We start from the raw sequence: 18,907 nt of genomic DNA, 5'->3' as shown, positions 1-18,907 counted from the left end.
CCCCGGCTGCCGCTCGCCCCGAGCCCGTCGAGGGGCGGGCGGAGGGTCGCTCGCCCCCGGCGGCCAGGGCCATCACAGCTCCGCGCGCCGGAGGAGCTGCGCGTTCGCGGCGACCACGATGGTGCTGACGGACATGAGCACCGCGCCGACCGCCGGCGCGAGCACGATGCCCCAGGGCGCGAGCACGCCTGCCGCGAGCGGGATCGCGACGACGTTGTAGCCCGCCGCCCACCAGAGGTTCTGGATCATCTTGCGGTACGTCGCCCGGCTGAGCGCGACGATGCGGGGGACGTCCCTCGGGTCGCTCCGCACCAGCACCACGTCGCCCGCCTCGACCGCGACGTCGGTCCCGGCGCCGACCGCGACGCCCACGTCGGCCGTCACGAGCGCCGGCGCGTCGTTCACGCCGTCCCCCACCATGGCGACCCGCTTGCCGCCCCGCCGGAGCGCCTCGATCACCTCGGCCTTCCGGTCCGGGAGAACCTCCGCGTGGACGGTGTCGATCCCGAGCTCGCGTGCGACCGCCTCTGCGACCGCGCGCGAGTCGCCGGTGAGCATCTCGACCTCCAGGCCCATGGCGTGGAGGCGCCGCACCGCGTCCGCCGACTCGGGGCGGGCCGCGTCGGCGACGGCGAACGCCGCGGCCGCGGTGCCGCGGTCCACGAGGAACACGACCGCCTGGCCCCGTCCCGCCGCCTCGCGCGTGAACGCCTCGAGCCCGGCGGCGGGCGTCAGGTCCAGCCGGCGGAGCAGGTTCGGCCCGCCGACGAACCGCTCGCGTCCGTCCACCCGGGCGCGGACCCCGTGCCCGGGGATGGCCTCGAACCCCTGCGCCTCCGGGATCGCGAGCCCCCGGTCGCGGGCGGTGCGCACGATGGCCCGTGCCACGGGGTGCTCGGAGTCGCGCTCGACCGCGGCCGCCAGGGCCAGCGCCGCCGCCTCGCCGAGCCCCTCCGCCCGGACCCCGACCACGCGGTGCTCGCCGAGCGTCAGCGTCCCGGTCTTGTCGAACACCACCGTCGTGAGGCGGCGCGCCTCCTCGAGGCCGCGCCGGTCCCGCACGAGCAGCCCGGATCGCGCGCCGAGCGTGGTCGAGATCGCGACGACGAGCGGGATCGCCAGGCCGAGCGCGTGCGGGCACGCGATGACGAGGACGGTCACGACGCGCTCCACCACGAAGGCGCCCGGCGCGCCCGCGAGCCCCCAGCCGGCGGCCGTGATCACCGCCGCGGCGACGGCGATCAGCGTCAGCGCGAACGCCGCCCGGTCCGCCAGCGCCTGCGCGCGGGAGCGCGAGGTCTGCGCCGCCTCCACGAGCCGCATGATCCCGGCGAGCGCGGTCTGCTCGCCCGTCCCGGTCACCTCGACGCGGAGCGACCCCGCCCCGTTGACGGTCCCCGCGATGACCGCGTCGCCCGTGCGCTTCCTCACCGGCCGCGACTCGCCGGTGATCATCGACTCGTCCACGCTGCTCTCGCCGGAGCGCACCCGGCCGTCGGCCGGGGTCCGCGCGCCGGGGCGGAGCAGGACGGTGTCGCCGGTGCGCAGCGACGAGAGCGGGACCTCCTCCTCGCGGCCGTCGACGACCCGGACCGCCGCCGAGGGCAGCAGCCGGGCGAGCTCGCGGAGCGCCCCGCCCGCCTGCGAGATCGAGCGCATCTCGATCCAGTGGCCGAGGAGCATGACCGTCACGAGCGTGGAGAGCTCCTCCCAGAGCGGCATCCCCGGATAGCCGGCGGTCACGGCGACGCTGAACGCGAACGCGACCCCGATCGCGAGCGCGATGAGCGTCATCATCCCGGGCAGCCGGGCCCGCAGCTCGCGCAGCGCCCCTGCCAGGAACGGGGTCCCGCCGTACGCGAAGACCACGATCCCGAAGACGGGCGGGATCCAGCGCGAGCCCGGGAAGGCCGGGGCATTCCAGCCGGTCGCCGAGGGCAGCATGTGACCCCAGACGACCGTCGGCACGGTGAGGGCGAGCGCGACCCAGAACCGGGTCCGGAACATCCCGACGCTGTGTCCCTCGTGCCGGTCGTGGGCCGCGTGATCCCCGTGCCGCCCGTCCGCGTGCGCCGCCGGGTGCTCGCGCTCCGGCGCGCCGCCCGGGAGCTCCGGATGCCGCGGGTACCCGGGCTCGGCGGGCGCGCGCCGGGGGGGCGGAGCGGGACGCCCCGCCGGATGCCCCTCGTGTCCTCGGTGCCCCGTGTGCTCGTCCATCCGCTCACCTCGCGCCGAGAGCTCCCGGCGCTGCGCACATAGCGGCGCGGGCGCGTGGCTTCAACACGGGGGGCCGGCACGCCCCGCTCAGCGGCGCGCGGTCCGCCACCACGCGTCGGTCGCGTCCCACGCCGCCTGGTGGTCGAGCCCCTTCATCATCTCCTCCGCGTGCTTCCCGGCGCGGGCGGCCATCGCCTCGCCGTCGTCGCCGGAGCGGGTCGCGTCCCACGCGGTCTGGTGATCGCTGCCCTTCATCATCTCGACCGCGTGCCCGTGCATCCGGGCGGTGAGGTCGGTGCGGGAGACCGAGGCGCGCACCGCCTCGCGGGCCTCGTCGGTGCTGGTGGGGGTCTGCGCGGCGCGGGCCGCCCCGGCGCCGAGCGCGAGCGCCGCGGCGAGCGGGATCGAGTGGCGGAGCTTCATGGTCGTTTCCTCCAGGTGATGGACGGGGTTCACCGCATGCAGGCGCAGGCCATCCGCGCCGCCTCGGGCCGGGCCGGCCGCTCGCGCGCCGGCGCCTGCGCCGGGTAGCGGGTGTCGTCGTAGGACGGGCCCGCGGCGACGGCGCCGCTGCCGGCGGTGCCGTTCGTGGTGAGGGTGGCGTGCGTGGCCTCCCCGTAGTTCACGTCGTCGTGCGAGCCGGCGTTCGGCGGCAGGTCGGCGGCGAGGGCGGAGCCCCCGAGCATCGCGGCGGCGGCGAGGGCGAGGAAGATCCGGGTGCGCATGTTCTCTCCTGGTGCGGGCGTCCCGCCCGCGTGTTCATCGTGGATTCGACGCCATCTCGGGATTGCAGCGCGCGTGCCGGACCCCGCGCGCGCGCCGGCCGCGGAAACCGCGCGAGATCCGGCGCGGCCGGGCGCGCGGCCCGGCGCGCGGCGTGACCGCGACCGTCACATCGTGATCGCCCGCGATCCGCTCCTGCGCGACCGTGCCGCAGCCCGGCCGTTGTCCCCCGGCGGCGGCCGTGCCAAGGTCTCGGCGTGGACCCCGCCGCCGCCCTGCGCGCGATCCCGCCGTTCGACCGGCTGCCCGAGCCGCTGTTCGCCGACGCGGTCGCGCACCTCGAGCCGTGCGCGTTCCCCGCCGGCACCTGGATCGCGCGCGCCGGCGGCGAGCCGCTCCGGCACCTCTTCATCGTCCTCGGCGGGACCGTGCGCCTCGAGCGCCACGGGCAGAGCGTGCAGGTGCTCGAGGAGGGCGAGACCTTCGGGTTCACCTCGCTCCTCACCGGCGCGGCGGCGCTCGACGTGGTGGTCGAGGAGGACCTCGCGGCGTGGCGGCTGCCGCAGGAGGTCTTCGAGCGGCTGCTCGCCGACCGCGCCTTCGCGGGCCACTTCTCCGCCGGCCTGGGGCAGCGGCTCCGCTCCAGCCTGGAGCAGTCGCCGGTGGCCGCGTTCCAGCCCGACCTGGCGGTGCCCGTCGGCGACCTGCTGCGCGGGCCGGCGGTCTGGGTCGAGAGCGGCGCGACGGTGCTCGAGGCCGCGCGGACCATGCGCGATCACCGCATCTCGTCGGTGCTGCTCCGCACCGAGCCGCCGTCGATCCTCACCGATCGCGACCTGCGCAACCGGGTGGTGGCCGAGGGGCTCCCCGGCAGCGCGCCGGCGGCGAGCGCCGCCTCGGGCCCGCTGCGGACGGTCGAGGCCGCGACGCCGGTGTACCAGGCGTGGCTCGCGCTCCTCGACGCGGGCCTCCACCACCTGCCGGTGGTCCGGGCGGGCGAGATCGCCGGGGTGGTCACCTCCACCGACCTGATGCGGGTCTCCGGGCACGGGCCGATGGCGCTGCTGCGGCGCGTGGAGCGGCTCGCCTCGCGCGAGCGCCTCGCTGGCTACGCGGCGCAGGTGTCGGACATGGTGGCGGGCCTGCTCGGGGCGCGGCTCGACCCGATGGTCATCGCGCAGCTCGTGGCCCGGCTCAACGACACGCTGCTCCGCACCGCGGTGCGCTGGGCCGAGGCGGAGCTGGGGCCCGCGCCCGCGCCGTGGGCGTGGCTCGCGCTCGGCTCGGAGGGCCGGATGGAGCAGACGCTCCTCACCGACCAGGACAACGCGCTGGTCTTCGCCGACGAGGGGCTCCCGGCGCGCGGGTGGTACCAGGCGCTCGCGGACCGCGTGGTGGCGGACCTGCGCACCGCCGGCTTCCCGGCCTGCCCGGGCGGCTACATGGCGACGCGCTGGAACGGGCCGATGACGGAGTGGCGCGAGCGCTTCCGCACCTGGCTGGCCGAGCCGCGGCCGCAGGCGCTCCTCGAGGCGGCCGTCTTCCTCGACTTCCGGCGCGCGGCCGGCGCGCTCGACGTGGCGCCGCTGCAGGAGGTGGTCGCGGGCGCGGCGGAGCTGCCGCTGTTCCTGCGGGGCATGGCGGAGCAGGCGGTCCGGTTCCACCCGCCGCCCGCGCTGCTGCTGCGCCTGCGCGGCGCGTCCTCCACCGTGGACCTCAAGAAGCACGGCCTGGCGCCGGTGGCGTTCCTGGCGCGCTGCTACGCGCTGGAGAGCGGGGTGGCGGAGCGCGGGACGCTCGAGCGGCTGGCCGCGGCCGAGCGGGCCGGCCGGATGGACCCGGAGCTGCGCGAGAGCGTCGCCGAGGCGTACCGGTTCCTGGTGGGCCTGCGGCTCCGGCTGCAGCTTCGCCACCTGGCCGAGGGCAGGCCGCCCGGCGACGAGGTGGCGCTGTCGGCGCTCTCGCCGGTGGAGCGCACCCGGCTCAAGGAGGCGTTCCGCGCCATCCGCGGCTGGCAGGACGCGGTGGCGTTCCGGTACCGGCTGTGAGGGGCCGGTCCCTCCCCGCGGCGCGCGGGGAGGGACGCGGGCCCTGCGCCCTCAGTGCTTCGCCGCGGTGGCCGCGCCGAAGCCGGTCTGCGCGCGGACGTACTGGTCCTCGAACGCCTCGATCTCCGCCTTCGCGCGCGCGGTCCCGTCGAGCTTGGAGAACGTGAACGCGGCCAGGAACGCGGCCGGCATGGCGAAGAGGGCCGGCTGGTCCCAGGGGAAGATGGGCGCCGCGTTCCCGAGGACGTTCACCCACACCGACTTCGACAGGAACACCAGCGTCACCGCCGACACGAGGCCGGTCACGCCGCCCGCCACGGCGCCGCGGGTGGTGAGCCCGCGCCAGTACATGGACAGGATCAGCACCGGGAAGTTCGCGGCCGCGGCGATGCCGAAGGCGACGCCCACCATGAACGCCACGTTCTGCTGCTCGAACAGGATGCCGAGCGCGATGGCCACGATGCCCAGGCAGATGGTGGCGATCTTCGACACCCGCATCTCGCTCGCCTCCGACGCCTTGCCCTTCTTCAGCACGCGCGCGTAGAGGTCGTGCGAGATGGCGGAGGCGCCGGCGAGCGCCAGGCCGGAGACCACCGCCAGGATGGTGGCGAACGCGACCGCGGCGAGGAAGCCGAGCAGCAGATCGCCGCCCACCGCGCGGGCGAGGTGCATGGCCACCATGTTGTTGCCGCCGATGATCTTGGTGGCGACGCCCGCGGCCGGGAGCAGCCCCTTCTCGAAGAACTGGGGATCCTTCCCCACGATCAGGATGGCGGCGAGCCCCATCACGAAGATCACGTTGAAGAAGTAGCCGACGAACGCGGAGGCGTAGAGCACCGACTTGCGGGCCTCCTTGGCGTTCCCCACCGTGAAGAACCGCATCAGGATGTGCGGCAGGCCGGCCGTCCCGAACATGAGCCCCAGGCCGAGCGACACCGCGTTCACCGGGTCCTTCAGGAAGCCGCCGGTGGCGAGCAGGTTCTTGCCGGCGCCGAGCGTGCCGTCCGCCGCCTTCGCCCGGGTCACCTCCGCGAACTGCGCCACCGCCTCGCGCACCAGCGTGGGGAACGAGAACCCGAACCGGCTCATGGCCAGCACCACCACCACCGTGCCGCCGGTGAGCAGCATGCCGGCCTTGATGATCTGGACCCAGGTGGTGGCGAGCATCCCGCCGAAGATCACGTACACCATCATCAGCGTGCCGACGGCCACCACCGCGTAGTTGTACGGGAGGCCGAACAGCAGCTTGATGAGCTGGCCGGCGCCGACCATCTGCGCGATCAGGTAGAAGATCACCACCGTGAGCGACGAGACCGCCGCGAGCGAGCGGACCTTGGTCTGGTCGAGCCGGTAGGACGTGATGTCCGCGAACGTGAAGCGGCCCAGGTTGCGCAGCCGCTCCGCCATCAGGAACAGGATCACCGGCCAGCCGACGAACCAGGCGATCATGTAGATGTAGCCGTCGTAGCCCTGCGAGTAGACCATCGCCGTGAGGCCGAGCAGCGTCGCGGCGGACATGTAGTCGCCGGCGATGGCGAGGCCGTTCTGGAAGCCGGTGATGCCGCCGCCCGCGGTGTAGAAGTCGGTGGTGGACCGGGTGCGGCTCGCCGCCCAGTAGGTGATGCCCATGGTGAGCGCCACGAACACCAGGAACATCGCGATGGCGTGGACGTTGAGCGGCTGCTTCTCGACCGGGCCCTCCAGCGCGCCGCCGGCGGACGCGAGCGCGGGGAGCACGAGCAGCAGGAGCGCGCCGGCGGCCTTCTTCACCGCGCCGGCCGCGCCCTCCTCGCGCACCGCGTCCTTCACGATCCGGGCGGTGAGCTGGTCGAACTCGGAGTTGGCGCGGCGGACGTAGACGGCCACCAGCACCCAGAAGCCGACGAACATCGCCAGCTCGAAGGCGATGCCCACCGTGAGCGTGGAGCCCTGCGCGACGGGCCGGGCCAGCGTCGCCGGGGCGAACGCGACCATCAGGATGTAGCCGTAGAAGAAGAGCAGGACGACGGAGGACAGGAGCCAGGCGAAGCGGCCGCGGCGGCGCTCCAGCTCGTGGAACTTCGGATCGTTGCGGATGCGTTCGTAGACGGCGCTGCTCATGGGTCGACATCTCCTCGCGGCGCGGGGCGCCGTGGGTGTGGTGCGATCGGTGGGCTGGGAGGTGTGCCCCGTGAGGTGGCACCCGGAGTGAACGAGCGTCGGGCGAAGCGAAGGTGAGCAGGCTGCCCGTTCGCGCGCGCGGGTTCAAGCCCCGCCCGGCGGTGGCGCCGCTGATTCCCGAATCGACGGCGCCGGGACGGCCCGCGCCCGCTCGGGCGCGGCCGCGCGTCCGGGGCAGGCCGGGCGAGCGAGGGCCGCGCGTCACATCGCGCTGCGCGAGCGGCGGGCGCCGCCGGTGCCGGCCAGCTCCTGCAGCGCTCGCGCGCCGCCGGGTCCGCCTCCAGCACCTGCCGCGGGAGGCGGCGCAGCGCGAGCCGAGCGAATTCGGGCATGCCGGCGACGTCGAGCGGCAGCCACACGTGCGCGCCGTGCTCGGTGGTCAGGTGGAACCAGCGCTGCGCCCCGTTGAACGAGAGCTTCGTCACGCTGCCCCACCCGACCAGCAGGCGGCGGAACACCCCGACGCGCTCGAGGCCGGTGTCGTGGACCACCACGTGGGCGCGCGCGGCCGAGGCGAGCTGGAAGGCGGCGACCGCGAGCAGGAGGAGGACCACCGCCGCCCCGCCGGCCATGCCCAGCGGCCCGACGCGGCGCGGCTCGGCGGCCCAGGACCGGATCATCAGCGCGGCCACCAGCGCGGCGGGCACGAGCGCGGTGACGCACGACAGGAACGCGTTCCGCGGCGGGGTCCGGAGCACGAGCCGCTGGCCCGGCTTCCAGGGCACATGGGCCGGCGCGGCGGGGCGCCGGCGCCCTCGGGCCCGCACCGCCTGCGCTGCGAACATCAGGACCGCGAGCACCGCGAAGGCGATCAGGCTCTCGCGCATGCGGCCAGTGTGCACCACGGCCGCCGCTGCGGTGAAGGCCGCCCCTGGGTGCGTTCACCGCTTCGAGGTGGGTCGCCGGATGACGACCGCTCCGGTCCGCTGCATCGCGGGCGCCGGACGGATGGACGCTCCGCCGGCGCCCTCGGGCGTCCCCGCACGTGCCCGCGACACGGCCGCGGCCCGGCCCTAGCCTCGGAGGAACGGGCCATGGGCCGCGCCACCTTCCGCTTCTACGCCGAGCTGAACGACTTCCTCCCGCCGCACCGGCGCGGGGTGCCGTTCGAGCACGCGTTCCTCGGCCGCCCGGCGGTCAAGGACGCGATCGAGTCGCTGGGCGTGCCGCACACCGAGGTGGACCTCGTCCTCGCGGACGGGGAGTCGGTCGGCTTCTCGTGGCCGCTGCGCGACGGCGCGCGCGTGAGCGTCTACCCGGTGTTCGAGGCGCTGGACATCGGGCCGCTGGCGCGCGTCCGCCCGGCCCCGCTCCGCGAGGTGCGCTTCGTGCTCGACGGCCACCTGGGCCGGCTCGCGCGCCACCTGCGGATGCTCGGGTTCGACGCGCGCTGGCGATCGGACGCGGCCGACGAGGAGCTCGCGGCCGTGTCGGCGGCCGAGGGCCGCGTCCTGCTCACCCGCGACCAGGGCCTGCTGAAGCGCCGCGTGGTGACCCACGGCTACTGGGTCCGCGCCACCGAGCCGCGGGCCCAGCTCGCCGAGGTGGTCCGGCGGCTGGACCTGGCGCGCGCCGTCGCGCCGTTCCGGCGCTGCCTGCGCTGCAACGCGCCGCTCGAGCCGGCCGCGCCGGAGGCCGTCGCGGATCGCGTGCCACCGGCGGTGCGGGCGCGGCACCACGCGTTCCGCCGGTGCCCCTCCTGCGACCGGGTCTACTGGGCCGGCTCGCACCACGCGCGGATGGAGCGGCTCGTCGCCGAGCTGCTCGAGGAGTGCGCGCCGCGCGGCCCCTGAGCGCCGCGTCGGCGCCGGACCCCGCCGCGGGGTCCGGCGCCGGGCGGGGTCAGTCGGCGGTGTACGCGCCCGAGCCCACCAGCACGTCGCCCACGCGCTCGGTGTAGGCCTTCTTCGGCTCGACCTTGCCGGTGGCGGGGTTCCTGAACTTGAACCGGGTCCAGCCCGAGCCCTTGGTCTTCGCGAGCTCCACGTACTCCTTCGTGTAGAGCTTCCCGTCCTCGTCGGCGACGTTCATGTAGTTCTTGCCCACGCGCGACGGATCCGCGCCGTGCGCCACGCACGTGCCCTCGAGGTCGTACACGAACAGGTAGAGATCCTTGTAGATGAACGGCCCGTTGCGGTTCTGGAACTCCTGGAACGCCCGGTCCTTGCCGTGCTTCTTCAGGTAGGCGACCGCGGTCTTCACCAGCTCCTGGGCGTCCTCGGGCGTGGCGCGGACGTCCGCCGCCCAGGCATCGCCGACCAGGACCATCGCGACCGCGAGCGCGGCGAGCAGCTTCTTCATGGAGGCACCTCTTCGCAGGACGTTGGTGGAGTCCCCGCGCGCGCCGACGTCCTGCGGCGCGCCGGGCTGCTCGGGCCCGCGCTCAGGCCTCCGCCCGGCGCGGGGCCGCGACGACGTCACGGTCCGCCGGCCGTTCGAGGGCCTGCGGCGGCGCGGCGGGCGCCGCCCCGGCGCGGGCGATGCGGAACGCGCCCACCATCGCGGCGAGCTCCTCGGCCTGGCCGGAGAGCTCGCTGGCCGCGGAGGAGGACTCCTCGGCGCTGGCCGCGTTCTGCTGCGTCACCTTGTCCATCTCGCCGACCGCGGCGTGGACCTGCGTGACGCCGGCGGTCTGCGCGCGGGCGCTGTCCGCGATCTGGCGGACGAGGTCGGACACCTGGCCGATCGAGCCGACGATGTCGGTGAGGCGCGCGGCCGCCTGCGTGGCGACGGCGGCGCCCTCGTCCGCGCGGCCCATCGACTCGCGGATGAGCCCCTCGGTCCGGCTGGCCGCCTCCTTGGAGCGCAGCGCCAGGGAGCGGACCTCCTCGGCGACCACCGCGAAGCCGCGGCCGGCCTCGCCCGCGCGCGCCGCCTCGACGGCGGCGTTCAGCGCGAGCAGGTTCGTCTGGAACGCGATCTCGTTGATGTCCTTGATGATCTGCGAGGTGCCCTCCGCGCTCGCGCGGATGCTCGCCATCGCGCCCTGCACCTGGGCCACCGCCGCGGCGCCCTCGCCGGCCGCGCCGCGCGCCCGCTCGGCCAGCCGGCTCGCCTGCTGCGCGCCCTCCGCGGCCCGCTGCGCCACCGCCGCGACGCCGTCCACGGAGGCGCGGGTCTGCTCGAGGGAGGCGGCCTGCTCCGAGGCGCCGCTCGCCACCGCCTGCGACGAGGAGGCGATCTGGGACGCGGCGCTCGACACCTGGTCGGCCGCCTCGGCCACCTGCGCCAGCGCGTCGTGCAGCGCGGTGGCGGTCGCGTTGAGCGCCTCCTTCAGCCGCGCGTGGTCGCCGCGGTACGCGCCGCCCATCCGCACGCGCAGGTCCCGCTCGGCGAGGCGCCCGAGCGCCTGCGCCGCCTCGTGCACCGGCGCCAGCAGCGCGTCGAGCGTGGCATTGACGCCCTCCAGGATGGCGCGCGACTCGTTGCGGTACCGCGCGGCGTCGGCGCGCGCCGAGAGGTCGCCCTCCGCGAGGCGGCCCAGCACCGCGGCCACGTCGCGGATGGGCGCGACCACCGCCGTGAGCGTCTCGTTCGTGCCCTCCACGATCTCGCGGTAGACGCCCTGGTGACGCGCGGCCTCGGCGCGGACGTCCAGCCTGCCGTCCAGCGCCGCGCGAGAGAGCAGGCCTGCGTCGGCCACCAGCGCGTCCACCGCGCCGATGCAACCGTTCAGGCTGCCCTTCAGCGCGTCGAAGTCACCCGCCCACCGCTCCGAGATGGCGCCGGGGAGGTCGCCGCGCGCGATGCGGTCGACGCAGGCCGCCGCGGCCCCGAGCGGCCCGATCACCGCGTCCAGGGTGGCGTTGACGCCCTCCACGATGCGCCGGAAGTCGCCCTGGTGGCGCGTCGCGTCCGCGCGGGTCGCGAGCCGGCCCTCGACGGCGGCGGCGGACAGGGCGCGCGCGTCCGCCACGAGCGCGTTCACCGCGTCCACGCAGGTGTTGAGGTTGTCGCGCAGCGGGGCGAAGTCCCCGGGGTACTCCCGCTCGATGCGCGGCGGGATGTCGCCCCGGGCGATCCGATCGACGTAGTCGGCGGCCATGGCCACCGGCCCGGTCACCGCGTCGAGCGTCTCGTTCACGCCGGCCACGATGGCGCGGTAGTCGCCCTGATGGCGGGAGAGGTCGGCGCGCGCGGAGAGCCGGCCCGCGGCGGCGGCGCCGGCCAGGCCCTTGGCGTCGGCGACGAGCGCCTCCACCGCCCCGGTCACGGCGTTGAGGCTGTCGCGGACGCCGTTGAAGTCCGCGCCGCGCGTCTCGGTGATGCGCGCGGGCATCCTCCCGGCCGCGATCTGATCGAGCGTCCCGGCCACCCGGGCGAAGGTGGCGGTGACGTCGCGCGCCACCAGCGCCCCGACGGCCAGCACGGCGACGGCGATGAGCAGGATCGCCGCGGCCAGCGCCACCCCGGACGCCACCGCCGCGCGCCTCGCCCGCGCCCCCTCCGCCGCCACCTGCGCGGCCTGGCTCGCCTTCAGCCGATCGAGGAGCCCCATGGCGGCGTCGTAGCCGTCCCGGTGCAGCAGGAGCGCGCCCAGGATCCGGTGCTGCGCGCGCTCCACCTGCGGATCCTCCACCGGCAGCCCTTCCGCGAGCAGCGCGTCGCGGCACCGCTCCAGCTCGAGCACCCGCGTCACCGCGCCGGTCCAGTCGTCCAGCGGCGACCCCAGGGCCCGCCAGTGCGCGTCCTCCTCCGCCGACCTGGGGCGCGCGCCGTACTCGCTCCGCGCGCGGGCGACGGCCTCCAGCGACCGGTCCGCGTCCCGGCGGAGCGCGGCGCGGAAGTCGGCGTCGAAGCGGGCGTTGGAGAGCGCGTGGACGGCCCGGGAGACGTCGGTCATCTCGGACTCGAGCGTCGCCACGGAGCTCAGGTTCGGCACGGCCACGCCGGTGAAGCCGGCGGAGATGCCCTCCAGCGTGCGGAGCGCCACGACGCTGCCCGCCAGCAGCGCGAGCAGGAGGGCGACCGCGATGGCGTAGGTGCCGACGATCTTCGTTCCGATCTTCATTCGAGCGAGCATGGCGTCCCGGGGGCTGGCGGTCCGGACGCGGCAGCAAGCGCCGGGCCAGGGGAGGCGCTCGCGATTTCCCGGCGCCGCGCGCGGGTTTGCCCTCACCCCGGGTGACACCCGCCGCCGCGGCCGCGGCGCGCGCCCGCGCCCCTGGCGTCAACGGCGTGACGCCCTGCCCGCCCCCACGGGCGGGGCCCCGGCCGCGCCGGGCCGGCGTGCGGTCCGGCCGCCCCCGTGCGCGGCGGGCCGCCGGGCGCAGGAGCTTTCCCGGCGTGCGCGATTGCGCAGCGACCATTGCCGCACCGGGCCATTCGATTGATCCCGGATTGTGGCGTGGTCGGCCGTCGCATTGACCGGTGGGATTCGGGGGCGTCTCATCGCACTCCGACGTTCGCGGGTTCCGTAGCGCAACCCAACGTAGGGAGGGGGAGTCATGAGGAAGCTGATGATGCTCGTCGCGATCGCACTCGCGACGACGCTGTCCGCCGGCTGTCAGGGCGACAAGGGGCCGGTGGGCCCGCAGGGGCCGCAGGGAGACAAGGGGGACCAGGGCGACAAGGGCGACAAGGGTGATCCGGGCGAGCCGCCGCTCGCCACCACCGAGGCGTGCGCCGGCTGTCACGCGGGGTCGATCGGCTCCGTCCACGCGCTCGCGCCGACGGACGCCGTCCAGGTGACGCTGTCCACCGACGATCGGTACACGATCCGCGTCAACCCCGACACGCACGCGGTGACCTTCCGCTTCAACGTGAAGGTGAACGGCGTGAACCGGATCGACTTCACCAACAAGGCGGCGACGCTGCGGGCGCACAACGAGGACGCGTTCTGGGTCTACGACCCGGCGATCCGCGCCGGCCGCCGGACCAAGATCCCGTGTGGCACCACCGCGACCGCCACCTGCGATCCGAACGTGCAGTGGTCCGTGGCCAGCAACGGCAGCGGGAACTACACCATCACGGTCTCCGGCTTCGCGGCCGACCCGGCGCCCGGCACGACCTTCATGCTGAGCACCATGGGCCCGGACGAGATGACCGCGACCGTGGTCGCGACCCTCGGCGAGGTCGCGCACGACTCCGTGAGCAACGAAGCCTGCATGAACTGCCACGGCAACCACATCTGGCGCGGCGCGGCCCACGACGTGACCAACCCGCAGGGCGTCGGCCCGTGCGTCGTCTGCCACAACCGCGACGGGGCCGTCGAGACGCGCCTCACCGGCTACGTCGCCGCCAACAACAACGTGACGCCGCCGATCGTGGAGGTCCCGCCCGCCGACGGGACCCGCGGCACCGGCCTCATGGGCATCGTCCACGGCATCCACAACTCGAAGAACATGCCGGACGGCGTGTACCACTGGGTGTGGCCGTCGAACGGCAACTTCACCGACTTCTCCAAGGGCTTCCCGGGCAACATGAACAACTGCGCCACCTGCCACCAGGGTGAGCGGCTCGCCGCCGCCGCGAACGCCCCGGTGTCGTTCGCCCTGTGCGTGTCCTGCCACGACGACATGGGTTCGTTCCCCGACGCGCCCTTCAACCACGCCGCGTTCACGCCGTTCGACACCTGCACCCCGTGCCATGACGGCCAGACCGCCTCGATGTTCCACGACGGCCAGGTCACCGAGCGCGCCGGCCTGATCTGGGACGGCGCCGACCAGTCGATCGTGCTCGCCTCGACGATCAAGCTCGCGATCACCGACGTCGCGGTGAGCGCCACGGACATGACGGTCACCTGGACCGCCACCAACCCGGAGAACGGCGGCGCGGCGTGGGATCCGTGCAACGACAACTACGCGGTCGGCCCGGTGTTCTTCCGGACGCCGCCGGACCTGGCCACCGAGGGCTGCACCAACACGGCCGCGGGCTGCGGCAACTCGATGAGCTTCATCCGCTCCTACGCTCAGGCGGACGACTGGGTGAACGACGGCCTCACCGGCACGTCCACCACCATCCTCCCCGGCCAGCCGAACGGCTCCACCCAGCTCAACACCACCAACACGACCTGCGACGCCAACCACGTCGCCACGACGGTGCTGCCGCTCCAGACCACCACGGCCACCCGCGGCATCGTCGCCCTGCAGGGCAAGCCGCAGGTCCGGTTCGACAACGGGAACGTCATCTGGGTCCGCGCGACCACCCCGACCCGCGAGTTCATGGTGGCGGACGGCGCGCTGCCGGACACGATCCGCCGTCAGATCGTCTCGGTGGACAAGTGCAACGCGTGCCACTTCGGCACCCTGTACCAGCACGGCGGCAGCCGCGTGGACAGCATCGAGCTGTGCGTGATGTGCCACAACCCGGCCTCGAGCGAGCAGAACCGTCGCCTCGACATCGGCATCACCGCCGCGAACGCGTACGACGGCCTGGCCGGCCAGACGTACGACCTCCGCACGATGGTGCACGCGATCCACTCGGCCGGCGAGACCGGCCGCGGCCTCATGTACTACCGCACCAACGGCATCTACTTCTTCGGGTCCGCCGAGGCGCTGGCGGTCCTGCCGAACTGGCCGACGGGTGACGCGTGCGTGAGCTGCGTGGACGAGGAGGACGGGCCGCTCAGCTACTGCAAGGTGTACGGCTCCGCCGCCACGGGCAAGGACTACTCGAACGTGGCGAACACCGACGGCAGCTGCAAGGCGCAGGGCGAGCTCGCCGACAGCACCGACGGGACGTGGCGCCCGCACCGCTTCGTCGAGGTGGAGTACCCGCGCGCGCTGAACGACTGCGGCGCCTGCCACGTCGACACGGCCGGCGGCACCACCGCGAACGTGCTGCCGGATCCGCGGCAGGTGGTCGGGGTGACCTACGACGCCGGCGTGGCGCCGTGGAACGACCTGGCCGACGACCAGCTCCTCGGGCCGTCCACCGCGTCCTGCATGAGCTGCCACCAGTCCGGTGACGCGCTCGAGCAGTTCCAGCTGCGCAAGCACGCGTACGACAACGGCTGGGCGCCGTCGGTGTTCGAGCACGGCCGCCAGACGCTGATCGACGCGGTGCCGTAGCAACCGCTGCGAGGCGGCGGGGAGCGATCCTCCCCGCTGCTCCCAAGGGGCCGGGGCGTCTCAGGGCGCCCCGGCCCCGCTCGTTCTCGGCGGGGCCGGCGGCCCCCCGTCGCGAGGCGGCTCCGGGGGTGGCCGCGACGCGCGGCCGGCGAGCGCATCGGCGCGGCGGGCCAGCAGCGCCTCCACCTGCTCGAGCTGCTCCGGCCGGAACACCCGCCGGACGCCCTGGACGCTCGCCGCGTCCAGCGCCTGGTAGTCCGCGAGCAGGCGCTGGTCCCGGACCTGGATGGCCCCCGGTGGCGGGGCGGCGCCGGTGCCACCCCGGAGCGGTCCGTCGCCCGGCCCCGGCGCCCCGCTCTGCGGTCCCGACCTCGACTGCTCCACGTCGCGATCGCGCTCCGCGACCAGCTCCCGGACGCGGAGCTGGAGCTCGCTCAGCTTCAGCTCGAGCGTGACGGCCTGGCCGGCGTCGAGGCCGAGCGCGTCGCGGCTCCTCAGGATGAGCTGCAGCGAGGACTCGGGGAGCTGGGCGCCCTTCCCGCGCGCCTCGCGCGGCTGCGCGGCGGCCGCGAGCGGCGCGACGAGGAGGAGCACGGCGACGCGGCGTGCGCACTGCGGAGACGGTCGGATCATGGCGGCGATACGCTGGGGCGCCCGGCGTTGCGCGCCCGTGACGTCCGGTTGACGGATTGTTCGGGCATCATCTCACGGCGCGGCCCGGAGCTCCCGCGCCGCCTCGCCCAGCCGCGCGACGGCGGCCTCGAGCTGCGCGTCGTCGAGGTAGGGCGCCGGCCCGAGCCGCAGGTGGCGCCCGCGGCTGTCGGCGAGCACGCCCCGCGCCGCGAGGGCGCGCTGCAGCGCCGCCGCGTGGGGCGAGTCGAGCGCCAGGAACGCGCCGAGCCGGTCGAGCGAGGTGCCGCGGTCCCGCGTCACCACGGCCTCGTCCAGCCCGAGCGCGTCGAAGCGCGCGGCGAGCAGCGCGAGCTGCCGGCGGTAGCTCGCCCGGAGCGCCTCCGGGGTCAGCCCCTGCTCGCCGAAGAAGTCCATGACGCGCGCGGCGCGGTAGTGGCTGGTCGGATCGTACGTCGAGCCCGCGAACGCGGCGGCCCCGCGGCCGTACGGCACCAGGCCCGGGCGCGCCGCGTCCGCCAGGGCGTCGAACTCGGCGTACCACCCGGTGATGGCCGGCCGCAGCGCGCGCGCGTGCGGCGGCAGCCGCAGGAAGCAGTTCCCCTCCCCGAGCTGCAGGTACTTGTAGCCGCCGCCGACGATCCAGGCGGACCCGAGCCCCATGGCCGGCAGCGGGAACGGGATCGCGCCGAGCGCGTGGTAGGCGTCCACCAGCAGCTCGACCCCGCGCGCCGCGCAGGCCTCGGCGAGCCCCCCGAGGCCGGGCACGATCCGGGCGTCCTCGTACAGGACCGCCGAGACCAGCACCGCGGCGGTCGGGTCGCCGGCGCGCGCGGCGAGCCGCTCGGCGAGCGTGTCCACCGGCCGCGCCGGGACCACCTCCACCTCGAGCCAGTCCTCGCCGAGCCGGGCGAGCTGCCGGCGCAGGGTGTGGAACTCGCCGTCGGTCGTGACCAGCCGCCGGCGCCGCCGCAGGTCGAGCGCGGAGAGGAACCGCAGCACCAGCTCGTGCGTGCTCCCGCCGAGCGCGATCTCGCCGCCGGGATCGGCGAGCAGCGTCCGGAATCCGTCGCGCACCCGCTCGGCCCTGGCGAGTGCCCGCCCCCACTTCTCGTCCACCTCGCGCGCCGCGTCGTCGAACGCCTCGAGCTGCCCGTCCCGCGCCACGTCGGGCCAGGCCTGGTGCGAGTGGCCGGTGAGCAGCAGCCGCTCCGCCACGCGGAAGCGCGCGTAGTGGCGCGCGAGCGGGTTCACAGCGCGCCCCGCACCGCCCACAGATCCGGGAACGCGGGGGTGAACAGGGTCGAGCGCAGGTACTGCGCGCCCGCCGACCCGCCGGTGCCCGGCTTGTCGCCGATGGTCCGCTCGACCATCTTCACGTGCCGGTAGCGCCACTCCTGGACGCCCTCGTCGAGGTCCACGAACCGCTCGCACACCAGGGCCGGCTCGCCGTCGGCGCGGTACACGTCCAGCAGGACGCGCTGCACCGCCTCCGACGGCTGGCGCCAGCCCGCCGGGCGCGGCTCGGGGGCCGCCGGCGTCGCGAACCCCTGCGTGGCGAGGTAGCGCAGCAGGGAGTCGAACAGCGAAGGCGCCGCCATCGCCGCGGCGATCCGCGCGTGCCCCGGGCCGTCGGGCGGGTACGGCGCGAGCATCCGCTCGTCGCGGCGCCCGAGCGTCGCCTCCAGCACCCGGAACTGCGCCGACTGGAACCCGCTCGCCGCCTCCAGGCGGCTGCGGAACGCGGTGAACTGGCGCGGCGTCATGGTCTCGATGACGTCCACCTGCGCCACCACGGTCTTCAGGATGGTGAGGACCCGCTTCAGCGTGGCGAGCGCGTGGCCGCCCTCGCCCCGGTGCAGCCGCTCCTGGAGCCAGGTCAGCTCGTGGAGGAGCTGCTTGAACCAGAGCTCGTAGACCTGGTGCACCACGATGAACAGCAGCTCGTCGTGCTCCTCGGAGCGCGGCCGCTGCGCCGCGAGGAGCTCGTCGAGCGCCAGGTAGGAGCCGTAGGTCAGGGCCGCCGAGTGGGCCGAGGGGTCGGTCATCCAGTCCTCCGTCCTGGGTGCGAGCGTGAGCCCGACTTATCCGGGAGGGCCGACGGCCGAACCTGCTCATCCGGGTCGCGGGGGGCCGCGCTCCGACGCGCCGCGCTCGGAGAGGTATGCGATGCACGAGGCGAGCGTGCGCACCCTCGCGTAGTCCTTCTCCGGGACGCTCACGCCGAGCCGCTCGTCCAGGCGGACGACGAACCGGAGGAAGTCCATCGAGTCGATGTCGAGCGCGTCCCGCAGGTCGGCGTCGGGTCGGATCGCGGCGAGGTCGACCTCGGGCGCGATGCCGCCCAGGATCGAGAGCACCGCGGCGCGGATCGCCTCCGGGGTCATGGCTCCTCCGGCGCCTGCAGCAGGCGGTCGACGGCGGCGAGGAACCGGGCGCCGCGGATCCCGTCGCTCACCCGGTGATCCCCGGCGAGCGTCGCGGTCACGACCGGCCGGAGCTCGACGCGGCCCTCGACCGCCCAGGGGCGATCCTGGATGCGGCCGAACCCCACCAGCGCCACCTGCGGCGGGTAGATGATCCCGTACACCCGGTCGACGCCCAGGTCGCCGAGGCTGGTCACGGTGAGCGTCGCGTCGGTCAGCTCGGAGCTCCGCAGCCCGCCGCCGCGCGCGCGGGCGACGAGATCGCCGAGCTCGCGCATGAGCTCCCCGAGCGGCTTGCGATCGACGTCGTGCAGGGCGGGCGCGACGAGCCCGCCCTGGCGCAGCGAGATCGCGACGCCGAGGTGGACCGCCCCGGCCGGCCGGAACGCGCCGTCCACGTGGTACCCGTTCACCTCCGGGACCGCCCGCGCGGCCCGGGCCACCGCCCGGAGCAGGAGCACGAGCGGGAGGAGGCGCTCGGCGACCGGGCGGCGCTCGTTCTCGGCGGCGAGCCAGGCGAGCGCGCGCGAGACCTCCAGATCGGCGGCCAGGTAGTAGTGCGGGATCTCGCGCTTCGAGCGCGACATCGCGGCGGCGATCGCCTGGCGCATGGCGCTCGCCGGCGCGCGGGTCGCCCCGTCCACGTCGGCGCGCGTCACCGCGCCGCCCGGCCCGGTCCCGCGGACGGCGG

Annotated in this window: 15 protein-coding genes; 3 read left to right on the top strand and 12 right to left on the bottom strand. The window is 75.2% G+C overall.

Annotated features, from left to right (window positions below; all coding sequences use genetic code 11):
- Positions 1-72 precede the first annotated feature (72 nt).
- The 3 genes from PSR1_RS07985 to PSR1_RS07970 form a co-directional block, all read right to left on the bottom strand.
- Positions 73-2,007: a heavy metal translocating P-type ATPase gene (locus PSR1_RS07985; RefSeq protein ID WP_059437083.1), complete on the bottom strand. Its 1,935-nt coding sequence runs from the start codon at positions 2,005-2,007 to the stop codon at positions 73-75.
- Positions 2,008-2,304: 297 nt separating this feature from the next.
- On the bottom strand, positions 2,305-2,640 hold the full coding sequence (locus PSR1_RS07975) for a hypothetical protein (protein WP_059437081.1): 336 nt from the start codon (positions 2,638-2,640) through the stop codon (positions 2,305-2,307).
- 29 nt (positions 2,641-2,669) lie between these two features.
- Complete coding sequence (locus PSR1_RS07970; RefSeq protein ID WP_059437080.1) at positions 2,670-2,942, bottom strand: hypothetical protein; 273 nt, start codon at positions 2,940-2,942, stop codon at positions 2,670-2,672.
- A gap of 255 nt (positions 2,943-3,197) precedes the next feature.
- Here PSR1_RS07970 and PSR1_RS07965 point away from each other — a divergent pair, with 255 nt between their 5' ends.
- A complete protein-coding gene (locus tag PSR1_RS07965) occupies positions 3,198-4,988 on the top strand; it encodes a DUF294 nucleotidyltransferase-like domain-containing protein (protein ID WP_059437079.1) in 1,791 nt (596 codons plus the stop codon).
- A 51-nt stretch (positions 4,989-5,039) separates the two neighbouring features.
- On the opposite strand, the gene actP is transcribed toward PSR1_RS07965, so the two are convergent.
- A complete protein-coding gene (actP, locus tag PSR1_RS07960; RefSeq protein ID WP_082100170.1) occupies positions 5,040-7,088 on the bottom strand; it encodes a cation/acetate symporter ActP in 2,049 nt (682 codons plus the stop codon).
- A complete protein-coding gene (locus tag PSR1_RS07955; protein ID WP_237757869.1) occupies positions 7,085-7,975 on the bottom strand; it encodes a PH domain-containing protein in 891 nt (296 codons plus the stop codon). Before PSR1_RS07955 ends, actP begins: the two co-directional genes overlap by 4 nt.
- Before the next feature lie 207 nt (positions 7,976-8,182).
- Between PSR1_RS07955 and PSR1_RS07950 the strand changes: the two genes are divergently transcribed.
- Positions 8,183-8,941: a Mut7-C RNAse domain-containing protein gene (locus PSR1_RS07950; protein ID WP_059437078.1), complete on the top strand. Its 759-nt coding sequence runs from the start codon at positions 8,183-8,185 to the stop codon at positions 8,939-8,941.
- Between the two features lie 49 nt (positions 8,942-8,990).
- Here the strand turns inward: PSR1_RS07950 and PSR1_RS07945 are convergent, their stop codons facing one another.
- Positions 8,991-9,449 (bottom strand): cache domain-containing protein, encoded by a 459-nt coding sequence (locus tag PSR1_RS07945; RefSeq protein ID WP_059437077.1) that lies wholly within the window; start codon positions 9,447-9,449, stop codon positions 8,991-8,993.
- Positions 9,450-9,531: 82 nt separating this feature from the next.
- The gene (locus PSR1_RS07940; protein WP_059437076.1) at positions 9,532-12,159 is read right to left on the bottom strand and encodes a methyl-accepting chemotaxis protein; all 2,628 of its coding nucleotides are present in this window, start codon (positions 12,157-12,159) and stop codon (positions 9,532-9,534) included.
- Positions 12,160-12,595: 436 nt separating this feature from the next.
- Here PSR1_RS07940 and PSR1_RS07935 point away from each other — a divergent pair, with 436 nt between their 5' ends.
- Positions 12,596-15,160, top strand: a complete 2,565-nt coding sequence (locus PSR1_RS07935; RefSeq protein WP_059437075.1) for a hypothetical protein — start codon at positions 12,596-12,598, stop codon at positions 15,158-15,160.
- Positions 15,161-15,220: 60 nt separating this feature from the next.
- On the opposite strand, the gene PSR1_RS07930 is transcribed toward PSR1_RS07935, so the two are convergent.
- The 5 genes from PSR1_RS07930 to PSR1_RS07910 form a co-directional block, all read right to left on the bottom strand.
- Positions 15,221-15,793 (bottom strand): hypothetical protein, encoded by a 573-nt coding sequence (locus PSR1_RS07930; protein ID WP_059437074.1) that lies wholly within the window; start codon positions 15,791-15,793, stop codon positions 15,221-15,223.
- A gap of 72 nt (positions 15,794-15,865) precedes the next feature.
- Positions 15,866-17,044: a kynureninase gene (locus PSR1_RS07925; protein WP_059437073.1), complete on the bottom strand. Its 1,179-nt coding sequence runs from the start codon at positions 17,042-17,044 to the stop codon at positions 15,866-15,868.
- On the bottom strand, positions 17,041-17,838 hold the full coding sequence (locus PSR1_RS07920; protein ID WP_059437072.1) for a tryptophan 2,3-dioxygenase: 798 nt from the start codon (positions 17,836-17,838) through the stop codon (positions 17,041-17,043). The genes PSR1_RS07925 and PSR1_RS07920 overlap by 4 nt, the downstream gene beginning before the upstream one ends.
- A gap of 66 nt (positions 17,839-17,904) precedes the next feature.
- Positions 17,905-18,177: an acyl carrier protein gene (locus PSR1_RS07915; protein ID WP_059437071.1), complete on the bottom strand. Its 273-nt coding sequence runs from the start codon at positions 18,175-18,177 to the stop codon at positions 17,905-17,907.
- On the bottom strand, positions 18,174-18,907 hold a 734-nt coding region (locus PSR1_RS07910; protein ID WP_193388344.1), incomplete at its 5' end, for a 2-oxo acid dehydrogenase subunit E2. The genes PSR1_RS07915 and PSR1_RS07910, both read right to left, overlap by 4 nt.

Origin of the sequence: Anaeromyxobacter sp. PSR-1, assembly GCF_000964525.1 — a bacterium.
Lineage (GTDB): Bacteria > Myxococcota > Myxococcia > Myxococcales > Anaeromyxobacteraceae > Anaeromyxobacter.
Note: the sequence above shows the minus strand (reverse complement) of the source record. Positions and strands in the feature narration are given on the sequence as shown.

Excerpts from the sequence above, each read along its gene's own strand:
- PSR1_RS07985 (WP_059437083.1), bottom strand. The coding sequence starts at position 2,007 with ATGTTCCGGACCCGGTTCTGGGTCGCGCTCGCCCTCACCGTGCCGACG.
- PSR1_RS07975 (WP_059437081.1), bottom strand. The coding sequence starts at position 2,640 with ATGAAGCTCCGCCACTCGATCCCGCTCGCCGCGGCGCTCGCGCTCGGC.
- PSR1_RS07970 (WP_059437080.1), bottom strand. The coding sequence starts at position 2,942 with ATGCGCACCCGGATCTTCCTCGCCCTCGCCGCCGCCGCGATGCTCGGG.
- actP (WP_082100170.1), bottom strand. The coding sequence starts at position 7,088 with ATGAGCAGCGCCGTCTACGAACGCATCCGCAACGATCCGAAGTTCCAC.
- PSR1_RS07955 (WP_237757869.1), bottom strand. The coding sequence starts at position 7,975 with ATGCGCGAGAGCCTGATCGCCTTCGCGGTGCTCGCGGTCCTGATGTTC.
- PSR1_RS07950 (WP_059437078.1), top strand. The coding sequence starts at position 8,183 with ATGGGCCGCGCCACCTTCCGCTTCTACGCCGAGCTGAACGACTTCCTC.
- PSR1_RS07945 (WP_059437077.1), bottom strand. The coding sequence starts at position 9,449 with ATGAAGAAGCTGCTCGCCGCGCTCGCGGTCGCGATGGTCCTGGTCGGC.
- PSR1_RS07940 (WP_059437076.1), bottom strand. The coding sequence starts at position 12,159 with ATGAAGATCGGAACGAAGATCGTCGGCACCTACGCCATCGCGGTCGCC.
- PSR1_RS07935 (WP_059437075.1), top strand. The coding sequence starts at position 12,596 with ATGAGGAAGCTGATGATGCTCGTCGCGATCGCACTCGCGACGACGCTG.
- PSR1_RS07930 (WP_059437074.1), bottom strand. The coding sequence starts at position 15,793 with ATGATCCGACCGTCTCCGCAGTGCGCACGCCGCGTCGCCGTGCTCCTC.
- PSR1_RS07920 (WP_059437072.1), bottom strand. The coding sequence starts at position 17,838 with ATGACCGACCCCTCGGCCCACTCGGCGGCCCTGACCTACGGCTCCTAC.
- PSR1_RS07915 (WP_059437071.1), bottom strand. The coding sequence starts at position 18,177 with ATGACCCCGGAGGCGATCCGCGCCGCGGTGCTCTCGATCCTGGGCGGC.